Genomic DNA, 25,276 nt, shown 5'->3' with positions numbered 1-25,276 from the left:
CAGCCGAACATCGGGGCTATCACGTGGTCTGTAATCATGAAGTAAAACAAGCTCGATTAAGCAAGTCCAGAAATTAAATAGCATGCTTTTATGACAGCTAGTTTTTCTGTGTGTTCCTTCTATTGCTCACTATTTTCATTAGCCTTTTTTTTCTTGTTAATGATTAAAACAACAACGATGATCAATAACAAAACAAGTGCGGCGATTCCGCCAATCAGCCACCAATTGGTTTCTGGTTCCAATGTCACGTCTTCCTCATTTAAACGTCTCGCATCAGCAGCCGCAATCGTGAAGGGCTCTTCCCAATGCCATTCCTCCCCTTGTGAACGGGCCGTCATAGTCAGGACATAGTCTCCCGGACGGAAACGCTCGCCATTTAGCGGGATCGGAAAATCCATCTGCGAATTTGGTGCCATCTGCATGCTTGTGCGCTGGGTTTCATACAAGACGGTGTCGCTGCCGCTGGCACGAACCTCAGCATCAATTTCTATGTGGTTGACGAAAGTCGGTGTGTAATTTTGAATCTTGGCACTGATCACGTTCCGATAATTGACTTGACTGGCAAAAACGTCCAGCAATTCAAGTCCCGGATCCGTTGACGAGCGGTTATTGCTTACGACGACTCCTAAAATAAAGGCAAACTCATTACGAATCCCGATGCCTTCTGTTTCTGACTCCGCTGCCGCAGTATCGCGAACCTCTTCAACTCGGATCGATCCTGCCAGTACCCCATCAAATTCTTCCTCAGGCATCGTCAGAGGAAGTGTAAGGATCCGTTCTTCTTGGGCTTCTAAAGTGATGACCCCAGGTGTTTCAATCAATTCGGCAATCGAGGCAGGCAATGTCGGGTCAGGAGCTTCGGCATCACGACCATATTCTACTACTCCGTTGACGTTGGTGAAGGCAGTATGAGCCGATACTTCGACATCAATGGTTTCTTCCGATGTATTTTGGATGCGTAACTGCAATTCCTCTTGTTCCCCTGCGCCTAAATTCAGATCAAAATAACCGCTAGCACCGCCTTCGATCTGACTGTCAGGGAATATCGGGGTTACAAAAAAATTCAACTCTGATTCAATGTCATCAATTGCTCGTACTGGTGTCGGCCAAGCAATCAATGAGCATAGCACGATCATTGCAGTCAAAAGCCGCAGCCAGCGTTGGTTTGTTGGTTGTTCAATCACTGTTGTTTCTCCTTCCAAAAAAGGCAGGAATAACGGTCTACTCCTGCCAGTTGTTTCACTTTATTGTTGCGTTGCTTTGAAGATTATCCTTATGGATTTAAAACGTTCTCGTCTCCATCGCCGCCATTACCACCATTTTCACCATCTACACTAACTGTGGTAGCTAGTATCCAAGTCAAGGCTGCTGTATAGGTGTCTTGTTGCGGCGTCGCAGCTGATGGAAGATGCAGCTGAATACGATCATTCAGTATCGTTCCGGTAAAATCATCATCCTCATACTGATCCATCATTTTGTCTTGGTCTCCCCAGAAGACAGAGGAGCGTCCTTGTCCTTGGTTGGGTCCTGCGGTCATGACTGGAATGCTCGATGCTAAATCCGTATTAGCATTTAAAATCACACGATCGCCACCAGTTTCAGTTACTGGTGCTACAGGCGCTTCTTCAGCAGGCCCGGTACCATCATTGTGTTTGATCTGCGGATTAATAAAGTGAAGTTGGGCGCCATAAAGGATATCCCCTGTATCTCGACCGACAAACTCTGTCAAAGCAAGACTTAATGTCCAATCTGCCGCACTGTTTCCTCGTGTATCACTGACCTGTGCCAAGGAAACGTAAGGAACTTCGCCTGTAAGGTTATTATCAATTGCAAGAGGATGCTCTTCATCTACGTTTTGCATTTCAGCAATCAAAGAATATTCAGCTGCAGATGAAGTAATAGCTTGTTGACCAAAATCGAATTTTTCTGGCACGTAAACGATCGTTAATGGGCCTTTTACTGGAAGCGGATCAATGATAACGGGTGGGTATTCAAGTGGGTTTTCAACGTCATCCACGTCTTCTTCCCCTTCGGTAAAGGTAACCTCATTTGGTGTCTCTACTTCAAAAAGTGGTGTCCTTGGTTCATCATTTGCTACTGCTTGTACACCGCCTGCGAAGATCGTAGAGGTCAGTGTTGCGACTGTTGCTAATCGAATCCATTTCATTTTTATTCCTTCTTTCTTTTCTTTTAGTTTGTTTCATCGGCTTGCGCCGTTGGAACTGTTTCTCCTGATTGCGAGGTAGTGGTCGTCAATTGCCACGTCAAAGTCGCCACATACAAGGCTGCATCTTTAGCAGTCGCTCCCGGGACAAACAATTGGATCGCCTCATTGCGAACCACCGGTGCCTGGGCTTGGAACTGCGCATTCAATTCATCTTGGTAGCCCCAAACGACGGATGATGTGCCTGCTCCTTTGCCGGCATCAGCAGTCAGAACAGCTTGTGCTGAACCATTGGCATCCAAACGCAAGCCGGCTTCATGTGCGTCCGGTGCGTTTTCTTGATTGTGGCTATTGTAGTCAACTTCTCGTGAGGCAAAGATGATTTGTGCCCCTCGCAGTTCGTTGTGTTGCGTCCCTGATTCAAACGCACTTAGTGCTACAGTCAAACGCCAGCCAGCATTTGACCCACGGGTATCTTGTACTTGGGCGAAGGAAACATACGGTACTTGGTTTTCTTCCCCTTGGGTATCCGCTAATTGTTGCTTTTCTGCCACCATCGAATAGACGGCATCTCGGTTGGAGATTTCTTGGGTACCAAAATCCAAAGTCGGCGCATAAGCGATCGTCAATGGTCCTGTTTGTCCATCTGGTCCGATCGGTGGTATCTCCACCTCGGGGCCATCGGGGCCTGGATCAGGCGGTAACACTTCCGTCGGGTCTCGATCATTGGGCACAAAACTGACTTGCCCATCGGTTTCAGCGACTCTTACTTCAGCGGCGGTCCCTTGGATCCCACCAGTCAAAAGGGTTGCGGCAAGTACGGTGCTCGTTGCAAATCGCAAAAATCTCATAAGATCATTCCCTTATTCTCTATTACTCAACTTTTCTTGTGTTCTTGAGGTTGTTCGCTCTTTTTGGTACCTGCGTGTCTTCTTCACTGTTGAATAGCCAGCGATCAATAGCAGCAATGATCCGAGTGCTGTGGCACTGGAACTTTTTCGGGTATTTGTCTGCGGCAAACGTCCCCCATCCCCGCCAGGTTGTGTCGGTCCGCTCGGTGGTGAAGGTTCTGGTTTGTCTGGTTCATAGACACCCGTGAACTGGACTGAGCCTTCTGTATCGACGGAACGCTCCTCTTGTGCCGAAACTAAAATCGTCGAAGCACTGATCACTTGAAAAAAAGCCGCGAAGATCATCAGCTTGACCCAAAAATTCCCCCTCGCTCTTTTCATTCTCCCTCCCCCTTTTTGACATCATCAAGCCTAAAAACCACCCTTTTTTAGACACCTTTACTTAGACGGTAACCTTGAACAAAGTCGATTGATCTTTGTTTCAGTTGGCTTCCAAAAACGCTGGTTTTTATCCTCGATATACTTCATTATAGCTATCTTTGTGATGCGGGAAAAATCAATAAATTCACTGGCTGATGAAATCTATGCCTAAATAAAAAAACAAACCCCCGTTTTAAATAAATTATTCAACATAGGATATGGCTAAAGTGAGAAATCCTTAACATCTACCAAAGTGCTTGTTACCATAGAAAAATCATATATCAATCTCCAAAGCACTTGCAGTTCTCCATTCTATAAAAGCCACAATAAAATAACGGTAAAAAAAGAGGGGGGGACTATCCTTATTAAGAACGTTCCTCTCTTTTCATCTGATCCCCCAAGCTACGTTTGTCAGGTATTCTTTCTTTTATGTTGTTTTTCTTAGAATCACTAAACTGACAAGAACATGAAGCATGCCTGTCAGTGGTCATCTCCTGCTCGTTTGGTATTTCTCCACGGAAAACAGTTGGGTGGTTCCTCGACGATTGGCGGATCATCAGCTATGGTTCTTCTTTCGGACCGCCACCTTTCCCATTCATTTTCACTTATCCAGCCCTTTCCCGGTACTCTGTTGTTGCCAATACAGATGCAGCCAAACCAACGCATACTCCAATAGCTATTGCAGCGCTAAAAACTTTGGCGTCTCTGTCCATTGCTTTATCTTCTCTATCTAATATCCTTCGGTACTCCCTTGAAATGCCGCTTGGTTAAATCAGCCATTCCTCCATGAAGCATTTTATTGACTCTCTCGTATGTAGTTCTTCGGTCATCCATTTTTTGATTACTATTTACAGAACGAATCGATTCTTCCAGCCTCCCCCTTAAGAATTTTTCATTTCCTTGAAAAAAGCTCTCCACTGGATATTTGAAAACAGGCCTATTTGTTAGCACAAAAAAACAGCAAACGATCCCTTCTTGGTTTCACCAAAAGAAGCAAACGTTTGCTGCAGATTTGTTTATGTTAAGTAAGAGCCCGCGAAAGGCTCGTCTCGGTCGTACTATTTATGTATACTTTTGCTTACAAACAAGCGATTTCTTCCTATGAAAAAACGCTTCTTTGCTGATCATTGCTGTTTAATTCTTGATCATTCTCCTAAAGATTGCTTCTATTTCCTTGTTCTGCCACGCTGGACCCAAAAATACATAACCAGCAGAAAGAAATAGCCAAGCAAAAGAATGGTTTGCCCCAATTGAAGCCAGCTGCGAAGGATTGCAGATATGCTGGGAAGAAATCATACATGCCGTATTGTGCCACCGATATGCCTACCGACAAGGAGGCAAAAATAATAAAAAGTTTCATTCCGTTCATGTCCTACCTTCAAGCGCTTTTTGCTTTTTTTCACGTCTTACACAGTAATTATTTTAATGAAGAGCAAAAAACATTCGTCTTTGTCGTTGACTTTAGCGGTCAATCTGTTGTTTCTTAAAAACAACTCTTACTCAAGCAAGGAAGACCAACCAATTGCCTTCCCCACTGCGTTGTTTGAGTAGTCCATCTGCTCTCTGTCATTCTCAAGGGTACGTTCCACCTGAAAATCATCCTTTTAGCCCCACTACTACTCTCCATTTATTTCTCCAAAAAACTATCTATAAAACTTCCCCAATAGTCTATTGAACATCATCGTTTCCCATTTATCTCAATTTTTTTCCTAAATCTCAAGTCTACTCGACGTATTAGACATAAAACTTCAGGACTCCGCTAAGTGTTCACTCAAATAAATCAAGCCCATTTTGGGTTTTTGCGTTAACTTTGCCCCCGTGATCTCACGGTAAAAATACTTATGGTCATTTTCTATCATTTCAATGACTTCTTCCTCACTCATCCCAAGGTCATCTAGCAATCCCTCTTTGCGATTGTTGCTGATTTCCATCAATATTTGCAATTGTGCATCAATCGCCAATAAGTGGCCCCACTGAACAAACAGGTTTTCTTCCTTGCTATGAAAAATCGTTAAAAACTCTTTTGCTAACCGATGATAAAAGGCATTTATTTTAGGAAAAAAGCGTAACACCCCTTGTTTTTCTAGCTCTGTTTGAAAATGCGCCAAATATTCTTCTGCTCCCGCTATCTTTTCTGCCAGCATATTAGCCTCCTCGTAATCTATCTGCATGTTCGTTTCCAGTTTACACTTTCTGGTAACCGTAGATGTTCTTCAACCAATCAATGTCTTCTATTTTCTTTCTCTCTCATTCGTGGATACCCTCAAGCACACTGCATTTCTAGGTATTGATGGCACATTCACTCATTTGCTAGTTACATTTACTGTTTATTTTCTCCCTTTTGATCCAACCAACAGTTCACAGGTTTCCTCTTGAGAAAAAACAAATACTCCTAAGCATCGGACTATGGTCTCACTATAGCGTCAAATATCCTTAAAAAAAAATAGCAATTTTCACCTGTCGGTGAAAAAACCTACATTGTATCAATTAGTTTCAAACGTTTACATCCACCAGAATAATAAAAATGGGATATTTAGTCAAATATAATAAAATTAAACATAAAAATTGAAGTTTTTTAACCAATTGTTTATAATGTGTTTAATTCTTTTTTAAATTCAACGGGGGCAACTATGAAAAATTTTCAGCTAAAATTTATCAAAAATCGTTCTTTAATCCGACGATTGCAATTATTAAATGAATTTGAGAAGAATCCATCTGCAACATTGGGCGATTTATCAGAAGTAACAAAAAGCAGTACCCGTACGATCATTGCGGATATTGCCATGATTCGTGAACATTTTAATGACGCGATCGAAATCTATTCCTCTAAGTTTGGGTATTTATTTGAAGAACTTGATCCCGAGGGGTATATCAAACAAAAACAAAATTTAGTTAAAGACGAGCCATTTTTTATGATTTTGGAGAGTATTTTTTTTGATGAATTACAATCTGCTCTGGATTGGAGCTTGACCCTTAATCTTTCTGAACAAGCATTGCTCAGTTACTTAAAAAAAATGAACGGATTATTAAAGCCCTTCAATCTTCGTCTATCAACAAATCCTGTCACATTGATAGGTTCCGAAATCGATATTCGCCGCTTTTTTTGTCTGTTTTATTATGAGTCAGATATCAATGTCAATACGATTTTCCCATCGCTGGATGTCCAAGATGCTGTCATTGAGATTACCAATCTTTTGCATTCAAAAAAGCAACCGGCTTCTACTTTTTCTTACTTTTCCTATATTCTCTACATTACACTGGAACGCAGCAAGAAAGGGTTACAAGTCGAACTTTCACCTGAACTAAAGGACATCTTTTATGCTTATCATTCATTGATTGCTCCAGATACGTTAAGAGAGATCCTTTATTCCTATTTTCATTACCATCTGCCAGAGGACGAAATCATTTATTTGTTACTTTGTCTCATCTGTCGCCGAAAAATCAATCATCCTTCGATCGAAGAATTTTGCCGAAAGTATAATCGCTGGCCTGAAATCCAACAAGTGACAAAAGATTTCTATGCCCTAAATCAAGGCAATTCCTATGATGAACAAAAAGATTTACACTGGTTAGAATCATTTTTTACGATTGTGAAAATACGCGATATGCTCTCGCCCATCATGAATGTCAATATTGACGATCTTACGCAATTCGTCAAAGAGAAGTTTTCCTACGAATATAAGAGAAACTATGCATTTTTGGCAAAACACAAGCTAGTCAAAAAGCTGTATTCATCCTCCTATCTTGACGATTTCTGTGCCAGCTTAACGATTCATATGGAAGCGATCAAAGAAGAAAATTGGGGATCACAACGGACGATCGCCGTGATTTTTGAAGGAAACGAATATGTTTGTGAATATGCCGAAAGTATCGTGCGAAAATATTTGGGTCGCTTCCATACATTGTATTATCCTAATGCCAGTGAACTCTCTCCAACCTATTTAAAAGAAAAGCAAATTGATCTATTAGTCACCAATTATTCGGAGTATACGACAGAATACTTACTGGAAGTAGAATGCGTTCTTCTAAAATCTTTTCCAGATGCGACAGATTGGAATCGATTACTTAATCAAATCAATCCACGAATCTTGCGTCTGGTTGTGTTGGACAATGCGTAAGTCAACTTGCTAGACACTATCTTGTGGAATCATTACGGTCACAAAGCATTTCGAAGTGTTATTTTATAAAAACCATTCTTACCCAACGAGTGGTTGACACTCTGATTTATCTCAGCGATCACAGTGTTCATTTCTCGCTGAGATAAATCAAGCCATGGGGCGCTTTCTGGTTTGTGCCGATCCCTGCCATTTGTCGGTAATAGACATTTTTGTCCTTTTTGATCATTTCGACGATCTCTTCTTCTGCTAATTCGATTTCTTTAAAAAAGTCGTGTCGGAAAAAATCTAAAAACATTTGCAGTTGGGCATCGATTTCTAGCAAATCCGCCATTTGTTGTAGCACATTATCGTACTCGGTATAGCAAATTTCTTTGAATCGTGTTTGCAACTCTGTACATACTTGTTTGATTAGGGGAAATTCCTGCAAGTAACAAAGTTCGCTGTAATTTTTTAAATAGGCTTCTGGTGTCATATGTCCTTTTTTCATCATGATTGCATCATTCCTATCTTTCATCTGAGAATTATTTTGCACCTGGACCATTGTTAAAGTTTAAAGTCGATCAATGACATGAGTCTGCGCCAATCGGTTGAGTTCGGGATTTTATTGAACAATAAATACACGCCAGAACAAGAAAAATTCGACATATGCTCATTATAATTTGTGACGACGATATCAAATTGGTTCGCCTCAAAATAGCCGGGATTGATATCTAATACATTCGGAAAAAAGAGTTTCTGATAACTGCCTAGATACTTACGAGCAGTGACCTGAATTCGTTGCGAGATAAATTGATTCCCTTCTAACAGGAACGCAATTTTTTTAGGCTTCCCCCAGTACAATTCTTTCACGCAGTCCATATGAATGGTAAACACTGCGCTGATATCTACGATCATGTCTAAAGACAGACACTTCAGTTGTTTGAATTGTTTTTGTAAGAACGCTGTGTTTTGTGCCATTTCCTCTGGAAAATGTTTTTTTACAAATGAGATCAAATCGGGAATCACTTTGTTCAAGACCGGTGAAAGTTTATTTTTTAGTAAGATCGTCGCAAAAAACGACTGGATCAAAACCGTACTATATTCCAGCGCATACGGCGGTACGCCTGCCTCCTTTAGATAACGTTGGGTTAGTTGCAGGATCTGCGAGTCTTTGCCTAACTTGTTGCAAAAGTCCCTTTCCATATCAATATCAAACACCGTCCGTTTTCCCATCGATAACGCATAAAAGTAGATGATTTCTTTTTCGGCGATCGTCGTTTGCAAATGGTTCGATAGCATCGTCTTTAATTTTTTCAGCTCAAGATAATACTCTTTACGAAATTGCTTGACGATGGCTGGATCGATCGTGACGTAATGGCCATGAGAGGTTCGCTCTAAAATGATATAAAGCATGTAACTGATTTCCTCAAAGGCAAGATTAGAGAAATTGTTATCGAATTCTTCTTTTTTCAAGTTTAAACCGATCTCATGAATGATCAACGGCGGAAATACGGTATGCGGCGTACTATCGGATTCATAATAAAAGTTCAGAAAAAAATGGCGAATATTGACTTCCTCACCAATAAGATCAACGGTGGTTTTATTTAATGTCAGTTGGTACTGTGCTAAAATTGGGTCGATCTTTCGAAAATACCGCATCAACGTGGCAGGGGAAATAAACAAAATGTCTGACCACTCATTGATGGTCAATATTTCCCCTAAAAAAATGCTCTCAAAGATGCGAAACAACGGCTCGTTACTGATCAAATTCCGTTTTTTTTCTAAGTAGCTTTCTGTATCGATGACTTGTAGCTGATAGCCACTATTTGACGTTTCCATTTCGATAGCATCTTCGAAATACTCTTTAATGTTTTGTAGATCTTCAATGATGGTTCGGCTAGAGCTTTTGATCACTTTTGACAACCCACGGATCGGTGTATGAGAAGCGTGCTCCATATGTTCTAGCAAATGTAGCCACCTTAGCGTCGTTTTACTAATGACAAAAGATGATTGGAATTGTCTCATAGGTTCGCCTTCCTCTACTCGAAATAACTTTTTAATTCAGCCACGATGCGCTCACTGGCTTGTCCATCTCCATAGGGATTTTTGGCTTGCGCTATCTGTTTGTATGCTGCCTCATCAGACAATAAATGAACGATTTCTGAATACACATGCTCCTCATGGGTACCAATAAGTTTCAAAGTCCCTGCTGCCACCCCTTCTGGGCGTTCCGTCGTTTCACGTACGATCAAGACAGGAATCCCCAAGGAGGGTGCTTCTTCTTGAATCCCTCCTGAATCGGTCAAAACAAGGTAGCTGCCTGCCAGTAACTGATAGAATGCAGGGGCATCCAATGGTTCGATCAGCTCAATATTTTGCTGCCCTTCTAAATAGCGCTTGGCTAGTGTACGGACACGAGGGTTTTTATGCATCGGAAAGACGATCGTCAGTGCGGGATAAGCAACAGCGATCCGTTTTAGTGCACGAAACACTTGTTCCATGGGTTGCCCAATGTTTTCTCGCCGGTGCATTGTAACTAAAAGGATTTTTTTTTCACTAATTGGCTTTCGGTCTTTTTTTTGTGCCAAGGTGTGGTACAAAGCATCAATAGACGTATTGCCAGTAACGACGATGCGGTCTTGTGGATGATTTTCCTTTAACAGATTAACCTGACTTTGATCCGTCGGTGCAAAGAGAAAATCTGCTAGTTGATCAATCAACCGGCGATTCATTTCTTCTGGAAACGGATCATTCTTGTTACCTGTTCGTAGCCCAGCCTCCACATGACCAATCAAGATCTGCTGATAAAAAGCGGCCAGCGCAGCTGCCACTGCCGTCGTCGTATCGCCATGGACCAACACTACGTCTGGTTCTTCTGATTGAAAAATACCTTCGAGTCCTTCTAAAATACGACTGGTGATACTAGACAAGGTTTGATTTTCTCGCATGATAGCCAAGTCGTAATCAGGGGTCATCTCAAACGCCGCTAATGTTTGCTCAAGCATTTCTCGATGCTGCCCTGTCACGACGATCTTTGATAGGAAGCGTGGATCATTTGCTAGTTTTTTTATGACCGGTGCCATCTTGATGGCTTCTGGTCGTGTACCAAAAATAGATAATACCTTTATTTTTTGCATCGTACTTCTCCTTTTTTTCAGCAATTTGAGCATTAATCAAGTTGCTTTTTGTAAATCTTCTGCCAGCGCTTCATATACGACGTTAAGGCATACTGTTGCTCAATCGTTGCTCTGGCTTGTTGGCCGCTTTTGATTCGTTCTTCCTCGTTAGCTAACAGACCGCTCAACGTCTCGATCATTGCTTGAATATCACCGGCAGCTACTAGGTAGCCGTTTTCACCCGATTGGATCAACTCTGGGATTCCCCCGACCTTCGTCGTTACATTGGGGATACCTGCCGCCATGGTTTCTAAGATCGCCATCGGCAAGCCTTCGTGATAAGAAGGGAGAAAATGGATGGCTGCCTTACGAAAAACAGCTGGTAACGCATCGGTTGCTACCCACTCATTTAAGAACACATTGGTGAGAGCCTCTTCTTGGAGCTGTTGGGCAACCTGTTGATTTTCTTGATCGCCAAATAACATAAAGCGAATCTCGGGAAAGGAAACAGCCATTGCTTTTGCAACTGCCAACAGATCAAAACTGCCTTTTCTTTGCCCGATCCTGCCAAGAGTGATGATCCATTTTGCGGTGGGGTCATAAAAGGATTCCTCCGGCACCGCTACCGCATTTGGCAAGACCTCGATTGAGGTATCGGTAATCGTTTGGTAAAATGCTGACCAGCTACTACTTAGCACTACGAGCTGATCCACCCGAGCTAAGGTAAAACGGACCCACCACTTTGCCCACGAAGGACTGTTTTGATAAAACTGGTCAAATTGCGAAGCATGCATATGAAAAATCGTCTTGCACTGTTTTGGTGCTAGCAACAACAGCAAACTCTTGCGATAGAAACTGCCCTTTTGCGCAACGTGGAAATGAAGGATCTGGCACCTTTCTTTTTTGATGTGCCGACGAAACGTAAGAAACGCTTTGAGCTGCGTCCAATATTTTCCTTTTTCCGACCAAGTCTTATGGACGACGAAACGCACGTCCTCTGGCGCTTTTGCTTTTTGGAAATTATGAATGACCGTTGCGATCCCCCCTTTTGCTGCTGGATCTGGACCGATAAGTAAGATATTCATGCTTTGTTGATTTTCCTTTCTTGTACAAATCTAGTTACCTGCTTTAGTTCCTTGCGATAAAGAACAACGACGAAGAGCATCAGCAGCAAAACGAGGCTCTTTTCCAGCCAAAGAGTCCGATTGAATGCCGTAAACAGCGCAAAGCAATACAGCATGATCGAAAGGCTGATTTGGCGTTTGACTGAGAACCCCTGCCAATAGGTCATCGAAAAATATGTACGGGCAAAAAAGAAGACCAAGTACCCTAATGCCGTAGCACAAGCCGCTCCTGTGGCGCCAATTGTCGGTACGAGTAGGAGATGACCAAGGGATGCGGCTAAGACCGCCAGCAAAGAGGCAGCAATATTCAAATGACTTTTCTTATAAAAAACGATCCCGAGATTGGTCGTTTCACTGATCGTCATCATCAAGGGATAAAAACATAACAAGGGAAACAAGTACTGGGCCTCTAAGTAGTCTTGCGACAATAAGATGACGATCGTTTCTTTGAAAAAGACCATCAGTAAAAAGAAAATCGACAAGACGAACATGATAAAGTGACTGACTCGTTCGTAATAAATCAATGGTTTGCCTTTTTTGAACCATTCATAGGAGGTGGGAATCCAAAAATTGGCAAAACTAACTTGTAGAATCATCAAGGCACTTGCCACTTTGAATGCAGCCGTGTAGATACCCAAAGCGGCAAAATCAGCAAAATAGCGCAGCATCATTTTGTCGATAATCATTAACAGGCTATAGAGGAACGTTCCCACTACCGTCGGCAAGCCAAAACGACTCAGCTTTTTGATCAGGTTGCGATCGATTTGGCGAATGAGCGGCATAAAAAGCGCCAGGTTTGCCAGAATCAACAGACAATCACCGATAATCTGACCGAAGAGCATGCCATAGACCACCGTAATAAACGTCGGCGGACCAAAATAGAGAAACAGCAACGTGATGAACAAGACCATGAATTTCACCAAAATACTGTAAACGGAGAACTGGATCGCTTTGTTTTGCATTCGAACCGTTAACAAAAGAAACCGTTCAAAAATCAGCAGTCCCGACGAAAGAGCAAATAAATAAATCGCACGGGTGTACTGTGGAGATTCAAATAAAAGCTGCGAAAAATCTGCCGCAAAAACCACTAGGATCAGCTGAAAGAAAAATGAACCGAGCAACGGGACGAGCATCGCTTGTTGCAATAACTCGCGTTTGTTTTCGTGGTCATGGTATTCCCTCGTAAAGGCTTGGTCGAAGCCGAGATAGATCACGTATATCAAAAAGGTCTGTGCAAGGAAAAACATACTGGTCTTCCCATATTCTTCGGGTGTCAAAAAGCTGGTCGTTACGGGCAAAAGCACCAAGTTTAAGACCGCCGAACCTAACGAACCGAGGGAGAAAAAGCCCAGCCTCAAAAGTAATTTTTTCAATCAGTTGTTCACTCTTTCTCTGTTAAAATAATGCCTCCACAAATCAATCCTAAAAAGGTGGAAGACAATGCCGAATACAAAACATGCCCGGCAAAAAAACTATAAAAAAGCACCACGATCAAGGCAAAACTATAAACCGATCGTTTTCGTGGCTGAAAGGCCAAATAGACAAAATAGGCGAGCATTAGCAGCAATAACGCTATTCCCAGTAGGCCTTGCCCGAAAAGGGTGTCGAAGAAGTCCATTTCAATTAAGCCAAGACGACCAAAGTGTGCCAAACGGTATTCAAAGCCTTGGCCAAAGATCATGGTAAAGTGTCGGGCCTCATCATTTAAGAAGGCGTTCATCCCACCAATCAAAAAATCACTTCTTGAACTAGAAAATAGCCGGATCAAGTCCCCGTCGAAAAGATGATAAAAATACACCATGCGAAGATAGGTTCCTTCGACGGCTTGGATCAGCAATGGTAGTCCTTGAATAAGCAGCCAAGCAATCGTAATAAAACTCATAAACCAGATAAACAATTGTTGCAGAAATGCTTTACGTTCAATGCCTAGCACCAATCGGATTAAAAGATAGAACAACACACCGACACCATAAAACACGCCGGTTTTCGTACCGACCAAGACCAAACAGACGAAATTTCCAGCGAATAAACTAGCCAAAAACAGTGAAAACTTATGGGTCTGTTCTTTGATCGAAACAATTAGTGCCTGGACTGTAAAGGTGATTGAAACAATAAAGGCAAAGCTCGTATCATTATTGGCAAAGAAATAGCCTTTATACCCAGCATCAGAATTGTCATAAGTTTGGTAGCCTAGCCCTAAAAAATAAGGAATCAGTAGCCCCAAGGTGAAGCAGACACTGATAACAATAAACAAGCTGTCGTAGTGCAGTTTGGAGAAGTCGTTTTTTCGTTGATAGACATAATAAGGAATCAGTACCCATAAGAGGTATTTGATATACACCGATAGATCCTCGATCACCCACTGCCAGCTGTACCCTAGAAAAAGTGCTTGTAACAGAAAAATCGTAAGCGTCACAGCGATAAACCCATACGTTAAATATGTATAGTAGCTATGGGGAATCTTTTCTGTCACGATCATAATCACTAAGAACAAAAAGAACAGCAAACGGTAGAACACGCCAATGGGAAAAGGAATGCCCAGACTTAGAAATAAGCCGTTTAAGACGTCGATTATCGGAAAAATGGCCACAATCCCCAGGAAGAAGCGGTGATGGCTTTGCTGTTTTGATTTCATGCGTTTCTTCTTTTTTCTCCCCACACATACTGTAAAAAGCGTAAATTTCCTATGATATAGCGATCAAACATCCTGACTGGCTCTTGCGCAAAGCGATAAAACCATTCCAAACCTGCCCGCTGCATCCACAAAGGCGCTCGTTTGGTTTTGCCTGCGACGATATCAAAGCTGCCGCCAACGCCCATCGCAAATGGCACTTGCAACACTTCGCTGAATGTATCGAGCCAAATCTCTTTTTGCGGGCTAGAAAAAGCGACAAACAGCAAGTCTGGTTGCGTCCGTGCAATCTCTTTTGCCACGTCCAATGATTCGACTTCGGAAAAATAGCCATGGTGAAAACCCGCTATGTTCAGGTCGGGATAGAGCTGTTGGTCATGTTTGACGACGGCTTCTACGACTTCGGCAGTTGCTCCTAAATAATAAGGACGCCAGCCTTTTTCTGCTGCCAATTTGACCAGCTCACGAAAAAGATCGATGCCTGTTACCCTTTCTGGTACCGGGCACCCTAAATATTTCGCTGCCCAGACAATCGACTGCCCATCAGCCGTGATCAAAGCTGCCCGATTGACGATCGATCGCAACGAGGGATCTTTTCGCATCAAGTTTATTTTTCCCGCGTTAATTGAAACATGCTGTGCGGGCATCCCCTGTTCGATCATTGCCTCGATCTTAGTAATGGTTTCCTGAAAGTTTAAGGAATCGAGATTGCTGCCTAAAAGTGATACACGTACTTGTTGCTCCATTAGAATGCTCCTTTGGGTAAGAAAACAACGCCAATCGTTTTCATAATTATTTTCAAGTCCAATAACCAGCTCAGGTTATTGATGTAATAGAGATCCAATGCGACCATCTCTTGAAAACTCAATTCGTTTCGTCCACTGACTTGCCACAACCCTGTGCACCCGGGTGTGACACACAATCGTTGCTTGTCTTTTTCTGAATAACTGACGACTTCTCTTTCTAAAGGAGGACGAGGGCCGACCAGTGCCATCTCCCCTTTCAAGACATTGATCAATTGGGGCAGTTCATCAAGACTCGTTTTTCTTAAAAAACGGCCTAAGCGCGTCACTCGCGGATCTTTCTTCAGCTTGAACATGGCCCCTTCAATTTCGTTTTTATCAAGGTATCGCCCTAATAATTGATCGGCATCAGGCACCATCGTTCGAAATTTGTACATCACAAACGTGGCCTCATTTTTGCCAACACGAACTTGCTTAAAAATAATCGGTGCCTGCCAGTTAGAAAATTTGATCCCTATACAAATCAGCAGTAACAGCGGGCTAAGGACGACTAATAAGCCCAAGCTAAAGATAGTTTCTATCGTGCGTTTCCAACGTAAATAGCTAGTCGCTTGAACCCTTGACTGCTTGTCTAAAGCGGGTCTTTCCACAAAGTTTCCCTCCTTAATAATAGTAATTTTCACCCGTGTCCGTGCCATTCGCCACGACACCTAAGATGTTTGCGTTAACTAGGCGTAGCTTTTTGACGGCATTTTTTGCGGATTGTTTGTTCGTTTTATCCGCATGAACGACTAAAAGTACACCGTCGACTTTCTTGGCTAGGATCAAGGCATCCGAAACGACATTGACTGGTGGCGTATCAATAATGACCACATCGTATAGTTGTTTGACCTCTTGCAAGGCTGCGGTCATTTTCGAAGAAGCGAGCAGATCATTAGGGTTTGACATAATGGCTCCACTAGTGATGATTGAAAATTCGCAATCTTCTAAAATCACTTGTTGGACACAGCTTTCGATCGAGATGTCCCGTCGGATATAGTTGGACAAGCCCACGTGCATTTCTTGTGAAAACAAATAATGTTGGGTGGGTTTACGCAGATCCGCATCGATCAATAAGGTTCGGTTCCCTTTTTGGGCATAGGCGACCGCCAAATTTGCCGAGACCGTGGATTTTCCCGTACCGCTTTCTCCTGAAGTAATCAAAATCGTTTGAGCATCTTGTTGTTGGCATAAATAGTCGACATTTTCGCGAATCAACTTGACTTGTTCGCTGATGATGGAATAATTTTCCTTCATGCTACGCATCACACACGCTTCCTTCCTCTAAAGCTTCTCGACTGGATGGTTTTAAACGAAGCAACTCGTTTTTCTTTGCTTATCTCTCCGATGACCTTTACCCCTAAGACCTCTTCGATTTCCGTATTCGAAGCAAAACTGCGCTCAAAAACCAACAGGAGGAACACATACGTAAAAGCGAAAAGAAGACTTAAAAAAGTGGTCAAACTGTACAACAAAAACTTGTTTGGACGAGCAGGCGTTTCTTGTGGCAAAACGGTTCCTTCTGCTAAGATCGTGACATTATCAATGTTCATGATTTTAGGGATCTCTTCACTAAAAACGCTGGCGGTCGTATTGGCGATTTCGGCTGCGATCTTCGGACTTTGATGGTAAGCGTTGATTTCGATGATCTGCGAGTTGGTGGCATTGGTAACACTCAAAATCTCCGACAATTCAGCCACATCGTAGCTTTCCTCTAGCGCCTCACTGACTTCATTTAAGATGCGAGGACTCATGATGATGGTGCTATAGGTACTGACGAGTTGAAGGTCTGCCTGAATCGTCTGGTTTTCCAGACGATTGCCAGCTATCGTTTCTGACTGACTAATCAGCAACTGTGCACTTTTTTGATAAATGGGTTCAGCAAACAGGGTTAGATAAAGCAACATCGCTAGTAAGGGAATACTAATGATCATGAGGATCCAGCCTATTCGTTGCTGAAGGACTTGCTTCAATTTTTTCATATTTATTTCTTTATTCATTGGTTTTCCCTTTCAATAACAGAAATAGCAATCAAACCATTTACTGGGCGCTTGGTAATGACCCAAGAGAATAGGCAGCCTCGAACCTCGTTTTACCTGTCACAATATTTTTCGTGTCAAAAACGATTTTTTGTTTCATCGCTTGAATGGCTGCCGGCGCTATGTCTTTAAAGGCATCATGGTCACAGAGGATCAATGCCAGATCACTGTCTGTTAGTGCTGCTTCAATTTGTGCAACATCAGAAGTGGCGACATAAGGATCATAGGTAGTGACTTGCAGAGCTTTCTTTTGTTTCAATCTTTTGGCGATCTCAACAGCCGGACTTTCTCTGGCATCGTCAATGTTGCCCTTATACGCCAACCCTAGGACCGCGATTTTGTTTCCACCATGAATCGCTAAGATCTCTTCGACTTTTTTTATAATGAATTCAGGCATCTCTGTATTGATCATCCGCCCCAATTGAATTAACTTCGCGTCATCAGGTGCTGCCGCGACAACAAAATACGGATCGACTGCTAAGCAATGACCGCCGACACCAGGTCCCGGTTGATGGATATTGACCCGTGGATGCTGATTGGCTAACTCAATCACTTGGAGTGCATCAATGTTTAGGCGATCCCCAATTTGGACCAATTCATTGGCTAGTGCAATGTTCAAGTCGCGATAGGTGTTTTCCATCAATTTCGATAGCTCAGCGATACTTGCAGAAGTCTCCAGCACGTTTCCTTTGACGAAGGACTGATAAATGCGTTTGCCTTGTTGGGTGCAAGCGCTCGTCATGCCACCAATGATTCGATTGTTCATCACCAGCTCTTCAAAGATTTTCCCTGGCAAAACTCGCTCTGGGCAATGCAACAAATAGAGATCTTCTCCAATGGTATAACCTGCTTTTTCAAAAAAGGGTCCAACGATGTCTTCCATCGTGCGGGGTTGAATGGTCGATTCAACAATGACTGTGTTGCCTTTTTCAAGATAGGGTAAGATAGCAGCCATCGCCGCTTTCACGTAGGACAAGTCGCAACTACCAAATTGATCGGCGATATTTGGCGTTGGTACGGCAATAATAAAGACATCCGCTTTTTCTGGTACCAACTGTGCCTTGAATGTCTTTTTCGCTAAAGCTTGTGCTAGATAGCGATCAATGTCGGGTTCTTCGATTGGTGCCTGACCTGCTTGAAGTGATTGAACGACTGTTTCTGACACATCAACCCCAACGACTTCAATCCCATGGTTTGCAAAAGTAAGTGCTGTGGGTAGCCCGATATACCCCAATCCAATAACGTTTACCTTCATTCGCTCTTAACATCCCATTCTGCTAATTGTTCTTCACCGGGTTTATAAATCAGTTTTTTCGCCACTTGTCCTTCTTCTAAAGCAAAGGAAACTTGTCCAGTGATGGTTTCACCTACAGCGATCTCATTGCCAAACATCGCCATGGTATGATCAAGTTCAAGAAATTCTCCCTCTTCAGTTTCTAAAAGAAAATCAATCGAACCTAATCCAGCGGCAACTGATCCCATATTTTCTGCTGTGATGGTAAATGTATGTAATACTTGTTCCCCATCTTCTGTTTTCTTTTGATTGATTTCTTGTTTGTCGATGATGATCTTTAATCCACCAATGATCGATTGCGGCTCGGCATTGCTTTGATCCGTGATTTGTTCGATTGGTTCGCTGCCTTGGGTAGTATCCGTCTTTGCTTGGTCATCCGTCGAGCAAGCCGCTAAAAAACTCCCCATGAGGGCAAGGCTAAAGAGGCTAACGATTTTTTTCTTCATGTTCATTTGCTTTCTCTCTTTCTATCAATGAAGAGCCCCTTGCAACAGGCAAGGTACAAGGGGCTCTCGTAGTTTCTGTTTCTTATTCTGTGATTGAAACGGTTGCTTGTGCAATCTCTCGTGTACTTAAGTCAGCAAAGCGATGCAATGCATAGATCGTCATCTGGCTGTCTTTTGTCACACTGTTGGCTTGTTCTTGGTTCAAGTAGGCGGTAAAGGTACCATCCGCAAAACCGCTCACCCACAGGATCATGCCATCAATTTCAAGTCGACCAAAGTTGATGTCATCTCCTGTATAGGTTCCCGTAACGATTCGATCACCTAATGTGTAAGGGTTTGGCGTAATTGTGCCAACAAATTCTTTGTCGATAGTGACTACACTGCGATCCAATTCGGTGTCTACCGGACGGCCACTAACAACCTCCCGATGGTAAGCAACCAATTCAACTGTTTCCGCATCGCGAATCAAGTCGCGGGTCGTTTGATTGACAAAGTAAGTAAACGTCTGGTTTGCGGTGTTAAAGGTGCCTCCCCATGAAATTGAACGTCCATCAACGATCAAGTTGGCGAAATTCACATCGCCTGTAAAGGTTCCAGTAATTTCACTCTCTGTCACTTTGAAGGCTGCTGGTTGAATCGTGCCTGCTGCTTTGACGATTTCTATCGGCTGCAACACCAGCTTATGATCAATCGTTTGTCCATCGACTGTTTCACGATGGTAGGTTTGCAATTCTACTTTCGTTGCCGTTCTGATCTGTTCTCTAAATTGTGCGTGAACAAAGAATTCAAAGCGGCCAGTTTCTTTATTGAATGTGCCACCCCAGTTCCCTACTGACTGTCCATCAATCACTAAGTTGGCAAAATTGATATCTCCCGTAAAGGTTCCCGTAATCATGGTATCGGTGTAACTGTATTGATCCGGTGTGATCGTCCCTTGAAGTTGATCAATCACTGTTACTTCTTTGGTTTCTAGCACTTCGATGGCTTCCGTGTTACCGTTAATTTGGCGGTTCAACGCTTGGATCTCAACTTTATCGCCCGCTTTGATTCCAAGATTCGCTACATAAAACGAGAAGGTGCCATCGGCATTGAAGGTACCACCCCATGCATTAGAAGGCGTGCCATTGATCACTAAACGTGCAAAATTGACATCACCCGTAAAGGTCCCTGTAATCATTGTTTCGCCAACACGGTATTGATCCGGTGTGATCGAACCAGCCAAATCTCTAGTTAATTCAACGGTTGTCCGATCAAGTACTTTGCCATATTGATCCAAGGCTTCGATTTCTACGACATCATCTACGGATTGGATGCGATTGCCGATAAAGAATTCAAACGAACCATCAGCAAAATTCCCACCACGAACGGATGATCCATTTACATACACACGGGCAGATACAACATCACCGGTATACGACCCTCTCAGGAACTGATCGGCCGAAGAAACATTGTAGCTTGCTGGTGTAATCGTGCCTTCAGTGTTTGCTGGATCAGTGACAACGATCGTTGAAGCAATATTTGATTGCAATCCATCGATGCTTGCTTGAGCAGTAATAATTGTTCCCGCTGCTTGTTGATCAATCTCTACTTCAAAATTGCCATCACTGTCAACAGTGGCATTTTTCGTTTCAGAATCGCCTATAGTAATTTCCACATGTGCATCTGGTTCGGCTGTTCCGCTAACGGTAGTGGATGTGGTTGTCACCTCATTCAATGTTGTTTCGGCGATCGTTGCTCGATCAACCATGGTTTCTGCAATATTTGATGAAATGCCATTTAAGGTTGCTTGGGCGGTAACTACCGTACCAGCTTGTTGTTTCTCAATCGTCAATGCATAGATGCCATCACTACCCACTCGTCCATTCGCAATGATCGTGTCACCGGCTTTGATCGTAATCTCAGCATTCGGCTCAGCCGTTCCCGTCACACTTGTGGAGTCAGTATTTAGCTCGGAAATCGTTGTTTCGGCAATCGTTTCTTTTTCACTATCCTCTACAACTGTTTCTGCAACCGATTGAATACCATTGGACGTTGCGGTAACAGTCACTTTTGTTCCAACTGCTAATGGTGCGTTCGGAATCGCAAATTGATAAGTTCCATCACTTGCAACGCGTCCCGTTAAACTTCCTTGTCCTTCAATAGTGACTGCTAAATCGGCATTTGGCTCAGCTCGCCCCGTAATGTGCGTTGAGCTTGTGGTTAAGTCGTCAATGGTCGTTTGTTGAATCGTTGCGGTATCCACAAAGTCACCAAAAGCGATTTTTCCGATTTGAGAACTATTGAATGTTGCGTTGAAGATTGAGTCATTGGATTCAATCCGCGAAGTAACTTGTTTGTTCGTATAAGTATTTAGTGAGAAAGAACCTTGTCTAAACTCTGGATAATTAAAGCTGGGCTCTCCTGAAAAATCAGCTGATCTTCTCCAAGTTTGCATTCCTGTCGATGAGTGGATCGTGTAGTTCGTTGTTCCTGGATAGGACCCAATTGCGGTTCCATTCGTATGATTGTTTTGGATTCGAACATTTGATCCTTCGTGGAAAGTGCTTGATTGTCCAACGTTTACCGTTGAATACGTGCTTCTTCCCACGACATCCAGTGTTCCCCCAGATAATACGGTCAAAGCACCTCGCAACCCCAATGCTTCTTGTGTTTTTTGCGTATTTGGCGCACTTGTGATCTTAAACGTTGCATTCGAATTAACTACTACGCTTGAGGCACTTCCTTCGATCAAGACTGCTTTTGCTGTATTTGAAGGATTGTTTTGAGTAACGTCTAATAAACTGCCTTCACCTAAATCAATTCGACCACCACTTGCAAGATAAATCGCACGAGCTGTTCCATTGTTATTTGCAACTACAGAAGCACCACTGCCGATATTCATTCGGACATTCGAAGTAGCCCAAATCAAGGAACCTGCATTTAATCGGTTTTCGCCAAAGAAATTAGCTGAAGAATTGCTAGCGGCTAAATAGAGTAAGCGCCCCGTTGCATGACTATTTTCATGAGTAACGTTTGTGAAGGAAACACTGGACGTTCTATTTTGATAGATCGTATTTGTTGCATGAGCCACGATTCTCACATTTCTGATACTTAATCCTTGATTTACCGTATTTCCATACAACCGAACATTATTCCCGAAGGTTAACGTATGACCATTACCTTCAATCGTTTTGGTCGTCCCTGTCCATGTCACACTACTGGTCATCGTGATGTTATTGGCTAAGCTGATTTGTGTAACCGTCGCATTGGCTAACGCTGTCCGTAATTCAGCATCAGATGTTACTTGGACACTTGCCCTTGTTGAACGGGTTTCAGCAGCGTCTTCTGATGATTCGTTAGAATTACTTTCTGAGGTTTCTTCATTTGGTGCATCCGCTTGTTCATCATTTTCTGCGACTTCATTATTTTCTGAAGAGTTCTCAGTAGAAACTTCTGTTTGAGCTTCTTCACTTTCAGTAGGAGAACCCTCTGTTTCCTGAACTGCTTGCTCATTGGTTGCTGTATGGTCATTTTCTGTGCTTTGAGTTGCTTCACTATCTGATAATAAATTTGGAGCTTCTATTCTCTCTTGTGTCACTCCTGAAGAATTATCAGTTTTTTCTGTCGCCATCGCATTTATTGGCAACGCCGATAAAGTTAAATGACTAATCAACAATAAACCTGTGACTTTTTTACTAAATTTGTTATTCATAAGTAACTCCTTTTTCTCTATTCTTTCTCTTGTACTTTAAAGATTCATTTCACGTTTTTATCAGTCACCCTTTCTTACTCCCTCGAAAAAAATCAGTTATAGCTCTTATCGGAACAACCTATTCGATACAAACTCTCTAAAAACCTAAATTAGAGCTATAAAATAATGCTTTTTTGACGAAATTTTATCGTTTTTAACGAGATTAAATTTACCATGGTTGATTATCAATCGATAAATCAAGATTTGCAAACCTGTATGAATAAATTGATTTTCATTTTCTTTTTAAATAAGGCATTTTAAAAGTTTGTGCAAAAAAAAGTGTTATAAAAAAAGACGATTCCTTATCATTTAAAAAGGATCGTCCATTTTTGTTATTACCTGTAACTACTTGACTCAATACGATGGATACAAGGTTTCTGCCTACTAATTCTTAGTATTATCACAAACATTTTTAACAACAGTTCCTTTCAACAGAACGCTTCTTTTCTTCAAAAAAGGTCCCAAAAAAAGCAAAATAAAAGAAATTGTATGTAATTTTACACATCTTCTAAAAAAATTCATTTTTCTTTGGTATACTAAACATAGATCTGCATATCATTAGATTTACGTTGCCCGTTAGTGAAGTTTCAGGCAACGTTTCTTTATGGGGGATAGATAAAAATGGAAGAGAAAAAGATTTTTGAGAAGCGGTGGTTATTAGCTACCAGTGAACAACGAGAGAAATACCATGCCTTGATTGCCTCTTACCCTTCGATCGAATGGACATTCAAAGAAAAAAGCTACCTTTTATGGCTTTGTCAGTTAGATAGTGATACGTTCAAAACCTTTGAAGCAATTTTTGATAAACTAGTAAATGCCAACTAACTGTTTCAACGTAGGCTGTTCTTTCACCAAAATAACCCAATCTTTTGGTATTCAGGAACAGTGGGCCTATTTTCAGATAACTCCCTTTTTTATTAGATGAACGAATAAAAGCCGCAACCGTTGATCGCAACGGTTGCGGCTTTTCCTTTTAATTTATCCACACATGTCCTCGTCATGCTCTTTTTCAACACGTATATTAGGCTGTGGGAGCGTTTAACGCTTGCCCTAACTGAGGATCGATTTTTTCAATCACTCTTTGCCAATCTTGATGATCGGGGATTGCTTTGAGCAAAAGATAATCAGTCGATAAGATGAACTCTGATAAATATTCACTATAATTTGTAACCACAAGATCAATGGCATTTCCCTTCAAATAATCGGTCGTCAATTCATTGATTTTTGGAAAAAATACCAGATGATCATTGCCGACATAACGCAAAAAGCGCGCACGAATCGTGTGACAGGCATAGAGATCGCCTTCTATTATCAATGCGATCCGTCTGACTTTTTGAGCATAGAGCTCCCTGATTGCTTCACTGTAAAGGGTCAGTGCCGCACAAATATCTACCAGATACTCCTGCTTGATCCCAAGAATCGCTTGGTGCTGCTTCATAAATGCCAGATTCCTTTGATAAGCGGCAGAACGATGCTTCTGCGCTTCATTTTTTACTTCTGTTAGCAAGTGATTTAAAACGGGCGCCAGTTGCTCATTGATTTTCTTTGACAGGAAAAAGGCGTGGATCATCGTCTTGACCCGTTGGGGCTCTTGAAAGGAAATGCCCCATTCTTGAACGAAGCGCTGACTCAGTTCTTCGAGTTCAGGATACAGTCCAAACGATGCAACGAATTGCTGCTCTTTTTCAGGCTCGGTCAAAGTCCGTTTCATCACGGTCACTAAATAAAGCCACATAATTTCTTGTTGCGGCAGTCTTACTCGGTATAGCGCTTCGATTTTAGGTGCTAAGTCATTCATTACGGCAAATGCCTCATGGGTTTCGATGATTTTTGCCAACGATTGAGGAATCTGAACCGTCTTTCCCAATTGGTAACGCTTGATCGCAATATACAAGCTATAATAAAAATCACTCGGAGAAACGCCTGTATTCACCAGCTCTGCGGGAATTTCTGAGAAGACATCACTGACTAGTGCAATCAGTTCTTTGGGGGGCAAGAGCGTATGAGGGGTGACATCTGATTCATAATAAAAATCTTTAAAGAACTTGCGAATATTGGCTTCGGAGCCACTCAAATTAACCGGTTGCAAGATCCACTCCACATGATACTTTCGCAACGTCACAGAAGCAGTATTCAAATAACGACGCATCGTACTTTCTGATACATACAAGCGCTGCGCCCACTCTTCAACCGAACAGAATTCACCGTGGAAAATGGCTTCCACGATTTGATACATTCCTTCTTCTGCAACAAGCTCCTTTTTTTGGGACAAGTATTTTTTCGGATTCGTTTCCCTAAAATGATAGCCATTGGCTACAAGCGAAAATTCGGCTGCCTCTTGTAGATAGGTTTTCAATTCTTTGATATCCGAGCTGATCGTCCGTTGGGTCACATCAAGTTTGTTTGCTAAACTTGCGATGGAACAAGTCCGTTCTCGCTCAAAAGTATTTAACATTTGAAGCCAGCGAACGGTCGTCTTATTTAGCATAAAATTTAACTGCAATTCTCTCATTTTCCCCTCCGTGTTTCTTCCTCACCGACTAGTGTCTTTACTATAGTACAATATTTAGGTGCATAAAAA

At 42.3% G+C, this 25,276-nt stretch carries 22 protein-coding genes; 2 read left to right on the top strand and 20 right to left on the bottom strand.

Going from position 1 to position 25,276, the window contains the following annotated elements; genetic code table 11:
* Nucleotides 1-119: 119 nt before the first annotated feature.
* The 6 genes from ACIPK1_RS11165 to ACIPK1_RS11140 all read right to left on the bottom strand — a co-directional run bounded on the left by ACIPK1_RS11165 (nt 120) and on the right by ACIPK1_RS11140 (nt 5,579).
* A complete protein-coding gene (locus tag ACIPK1_RS11165) occupies nt 120-1,184 on the bottom strand; it encodes a DUF916 and DUF3324 domain-containing protein (protein WP_400450874.1) in 1,065 nt (354 codons plus the stop codon).
* Nucleotides 1,185-1,273: 89 nt separating this feature from the next.
* Nucleotides 1,274-2,167 (bottom strand): WxL domain-containing protein, encoded by an 894-nt coding sequence (locus tag ACIPK1_RS11160; RefSeq protein WP_400450872.1) that lies wholly within the window; start codon nt 2,165-2,167, stop codon nt 1,274-1,276.
* A 23-nt stretch (nt 2,168-2,190) separates the two neighbouring features.
* Entirely contained in the window at nt 2,191-3,015 is an 825-nt protein-coding gene (locus tag ACIPK1_RS11155; protein ID WP_144330653.1) for a WxL domain-containing protein, read from the bottom strand.
* Nucleotides 3,016-3,027: 12 nt separating this feature from the next.
* Nucleotides 3,028-3,396: an LPXTG cell wall anchor domain-containing protein gene (locus ACIPK1_RS11150; protein WP_144330652.1), complete on the bottom strand. Its 369-nt coding sequence runs from the start codon at nt 3,394-3,396 to the stop codon at nt 3,028-3,030.
* Nucleotides 3,397-4,588: 1,192 nt separating this feature from the next.
* Nucleotides 4,589-4,804 carry a hypothetical protein gene (locus tag ACIPK1_RS11145; protein ID WP_260661331.1) on the bottom strand — a complete coding sequence of 72 codons (216 nt, stop codon included), beginning with the start codon at nt 4,802-4,804 and terminating at the stop codon, nt 4,589-4,591.
* A 379-nt stretch (nt 4,805-5,183) separates the two neighbouring features.
* Nucleotides 5,184-5,579, bottom strand: coding sequence for a DUF7006 family protein (locus ACIPK1_RS11140; protein WP_008377999.1), 396 nt, complete (start codon nt 5,577-5,579; stop codon nt 5,184-5,186).
* 486 nt (nt 5,580-6,065) lie between these two features.
* On the opposite strand from ACIPK1_RS11140, the gene ACIPK1_RS11135 reads away from it, so the two are divergent.
* The gene (locus tag ACIPK1_RS11135; RefSeq protein ID WP_400450871.1) at nt 6,066-7,553 is read left to right on the top strand and encodes a helix-turn-helix domain-containing protein; all 1,488 of its coding nucleotides are present in this window, start codon (nt 6,066-6,068) and stop codon (nt 7,551-7,553) included.
* A 127-nt stretch (nt 7,554-7,680) separates the two neighbouring features.
* On the opposite strand, the gene ACIPK1_RS11130 is transcribed toward ACIPK1_RS11135, so the two are convergent.
* The 13 genes from ACIPK1_RS11130 to ACIPK1_RS11070 form a co-directional block, all read right to left on the bottom strand.
* Nucleotides 7,681-8,043, bottom strand: coding sequence for a DUF7006 family protein (locus ACIPK1_RS11130; protein ID WP_008377996.1), 363 nt, complete (start codon nt 8,041-8,043; stop codon nt 7,681-7,683).
* A 53-nt stretch (nt 8,044-8,096) separates the two neighbouring features.
* A complete protein-coding gene (locus ACIPK1_RS11125) occupies nt 8,097-9,557 on the bottom strand; it encodes a helix-turn-helix domain-containing protein (protein WP_142437671.1) in 1,461 nt (486 codons plus the stop codon).
* A gap of 14 nt (nt 9,558-9,571) precedes the next feature.
* Nucleotides 9,572-10,669, bottom strand: a complete 1,098-nt coding sequence (wecB, locus tag ACIPK1_RS11120) for a non-hydrolyzing UDP-N-acetylglucosamine 2-epimerase (RefSeq protein ID WP_400450869.1) — start codon at nt 10,667-10,669, stop codon at nt 9,572-9,574.
* Nucleotides 10,670-10,701: 32 nt separating this feature from the next.
* On the bottom strand, nt 10,702-11,733 hold the full coding sequence (locus tag ACIPK1_RS11115) for a glycosyltransferase family 4 protein (protein WP_144330649.1): 1,032 nt from the start codon (nt 11,731-11,733) through the stop codon (nt 10,702-10,704).
* Nucleotides 11,730-13,145: a lipopolysaccharide biosynthesis protein gene (locus tag ACIPK1_RS11110; RefSeq protein WP_144330648.1), complete on the bottom strand. Its 1,416-nt coding sequence runs from the start codon at nt 13,143-13,145 to the stop codon at nt 11,730-11,732. Before ACIPK1_RS11110 ends, ACIPK1_RS11115 begins: the two co-directional genes overlap by 4 nt.
* A gap of 8 nt (nt 13,146-13,153) precedes the next feature.
* Complete coding sequence (locus ACIPK1_RS11105) at nt 13,154-14,407, bottom strand: O-antigen ligase family protein (protein ID WP_008377986.1); 1,254 nt, start codon at nt 14,405-14,407, stop codon at nt 13,154-13,156.
* On the bottom strand, nt 14,404-15,150 hold the full coding sequence (locus ACIPK1_RS11100) for a WecB/TagA/CpsF family glycosyltransferase (protein WP_008377984.1): 747 nt from the start codon (nt 15,148-15,150) through the stop codon (nt 14,404-14,406). The genes ACIPK1_RS11105 and ACIPK1_RS11100 overlap by 4 nt, the downstream gene beginning before the upstream one ends.
* The gene (locus ACIPK1_RS11095; RefSeq protein ID WP_008377982.1) at nt 15,150-15,797 is read right to left on the bottom strand and encodes a sugar transferase; all 648 of its coding nucleotides are present in this window, start codon (nt 15,795-15,797) and stop codon (nt 15,150-15,152) included. The genes ACIPK1_RS11100 and ACIPK1_RS11095 overlap by 1 nt, the downstream gene beginning before the upstream one ends.
* A gap of 13 nt (nt 15,798-15,810) precedes the next feature.
* Complete coding sequence (locus ACIPK1_RS11090; protein ID WP_008377979.1) at nt 15,811-16,452, bottom strand: CpsD/CapB family tyrosine-protein kinase; 642 nt, start codon at nt 16,450-16,452, stop codon at nt 15,811-15,813.
* A complete protein-coding gene (locus ACIPK1_RS11085) occupies nt 16,452-17,186 on the bottom strand; it encodes a YveK family protein (RefSeq protein ID WP_016611294.1) in 735 nt (244 codons plus the stop codon). Before ACIPK1_RS11085 ends, ACIPK1_RS11090 begins: the two co-directional genes overlap by 1 nt.
* 40 nt (nt 17,187-17,226) lie before the next feature.
* Complete coding sequence (locus ACIPK1_RS11080) at nt 17,227-18,480, bottom strand: nucleotide sugar dehydrogenase (protein WP_087664711.1); 1,254 nt, start codon at nt 18,478-18,480, stop codon at nt 17,227-17,229.
* Complete coding sequence (locus tag ACIPK1_RS11075; protein ID WP_008377972.1) at nt 18,477-18,971, bottom strand: hypothetical protein; 495 nt, start codon at nt 18,969-18,971, stop codon at nt 18,477-18,479. The genes ACIPK1_RS11080 and ACIPK1_RS11075 overlap by 4 nt, the downstream gene beginning before the upstream one ends.
* A gap of 76 nt (nt 18,972-19,047) precedes the next feature.
* Nucleotides 19,048-22,656: an immunoglobulin-like domain-containing protein gene (locus tag ACIPK1_RS11070; RefSeq protein ID WP_144330646.1), complete on the bottom strand. Its 3,609-nt coding sequence runs from the start codon at nt 22,654-22,656 to the stop codon at nt 19,048-19,050.
* Between the two features lie 660 nt (nt 22,657-23,316).
* Between ACIPK1_RS11070 and ACIPK1_RS11065 the strand changes: the two genes are divergently transcribed.
* A complete protein-coding gene (locus ACIPK1_RS11065; RefSeq protein ID WP_005232004.1) occupies nt 23,317-23,520 on the top strand; it encodes a hypothetical protein in 204 nt (67 codons plus the stop codon).
* Nucleotides 23,521-23,716: 196 nt separating this feature from the next.
* On the opposite strand, the gene ACIPK1_RS11060 is transcribed toward ACIPK1_RS11065, so the two are convergent.
* Entirely contained in the window at nt 23,717-25,207 is a 1,491-nt protein-coding gene (locus tag ACIPK1_RS11060) for a helix-turn-helix domain-containing protein (RefSeq protein WP_142437668.1), read from the bottom strand.
* Nucleotides 25,208-25,276: the final 69 nt, after the last annotated feature.

The organism is Enterococcus sp. NPDC086594 (assembly GCF_044746145.1).
Classification (GTDB): domain Bacteria; phylum Bacillota; class Bacilli; order Lactobacillales; family Enterococcaceae; genus Enterococcus_D; species Enterococcus_D entomosocium.
This window is presented reverse-complemented; position numbering and strand designations above follow the sequence as displayed.

Excerpts from the sequence above, each read along its gene's own strand:
- ACIPK1_RS11140 (WP_008377999.1), bottom strand. The coding sequence starts at position 5,579 with ATGCTGGCAGAAAAGATAGCGGGAGCAGAAGAATATTTGGCGCATTTT.
- ACIPK1_RS11135 (WP_400450871.1), top strand. The coding sequence starts at position 6,066 with ATGAAAAATTTTCAGCTAAAATTTATCAAAAATCGTTCTTTAATCCGA.
- ACIPK1_RS11090 (WP_008377979.1), bottom strand. The coding sequence starts at position 16,452 with ATGCGTAGCATGAAGGAAAATTATTCCATCATCAGCGAACAAGTCAAG.
- ACIPK1_RS11085 (WP_016611294.1), bottom strand. The coding sequence starts at position 17,186 with ATGAATAAAGAAATAAATATGAAAAAATTGAAGCAAGTCCTTCAGCAA.
- ACIPK1_RS11100 (WP_008377984.1), bottom strand. The coding sequence starts at position 15,150 with ATGGAGCAACAAGTACGTGTATCACTTTTAGGCAGCAATCTCGATTCC.
- ACIPK1_RS11070 (WP_144330646.1), bottom strand. The coding sequence starts at position 22,656 with ATGAATAACAAATTTAGTAAAAAAGTCACAGGTTTATTGTTGATTAGT.
- ACIPK1_RS11065 (WP_005232004.1), top strand. The coding sequence starts at position 23,317 with ATGGAAGAGAAAAAGATTTTTGAGAAGCGGTGGTTATTAGCTACCAGT.
- ACIPK1_RS11060 (WP_142437668.1), bottom strand. The coding sequence starts at position 25,207 with ATGAGAGAATTGCAGTTAAATTTTATGCTAAATAAGACGACCGTTCGC.
- ACIPK1_RS11150 (WP_144330652.1), bottom strand. The coding sequence starts at position 3,396 with ATGAAAAGAGCGAGGGGGAATTTTTGGGTCAAGCTGATGATCTTCGCG.
- ACIPK1_RS11130 (WP_008377996.1), bottom strand. The coding sequence starts at position 8,043 with ATGATGAAAAAAGGACATATGACACCAGAAGCCTATTTAAAAAATTAC.
- ACIPK1_RS11160 (WP_400450872.1), bottom strand. The coding sequence starts at position 2,167 with ATGAAATGGATTCGATTAGCAACAGTCGCAACACTGACCTCTACGATC.
- ACIPK1_RS11145 (WP_260661331.1), bottom strand. The coding sequence starts at position 4,804 with ATGAACGGAATGAAACTTTTTATTATTTTTGCCTCCTTGTCGGTAGGC.
- ACIPK1_RS11155 (WP_144330653.1), bottom strand. The coding sequence starts at position 3,015 with ATGAGATTTTTGCGATTTGCAACGAGCACCGTACTTGCCGCAACCCTT.
- ACIPK1_RS11080 (WP_087664711.1), bottom strand. The coding sequence starts at position 18,480 with ATGAAGGTAAACGTTATTGGATTGGGGTATATCGGGCTACCCACAGCA.
- ACIPK1_RS11105 (WP_008377986.1), bottom strand. The coding sequence starts at position 14,407 with ATGAAATCAAAACAGCAAAGCCATCACCGCTTCTTCCTGGGGATTGTG.
- ACIPK1_RS11125 (WP_142437671.1), bottom strand. The coding sequence starts at position 9,557 with ATGAGACAATTCCAATCATCTTTTGTCATTAGTAAAACGACGCTAAGG.
- ACIPK1_RS11075 (WP_008377972.1), bottom strand. The coding sequence starts at position 18,971 with ATGAACATGAAGAAAAAAATCGTTAGCCTCTTTAGCCTTGCCCTCATG.
- wecB (WP_400450869.1), bottom strand. The coding sequence starts at position 10,669 with ATGCAAAAAATAAAGGTATTATCTATTTTTGGTACACGACCAGAAGCC.
- ACIPK1_RS11115 (WP_144330649.1), bottom strand. The coding sequence starts at position 11,733 with ATGAATATCTTACTTATCGGTCCAGATCCAGCAGCAAAAGGGGGGATC.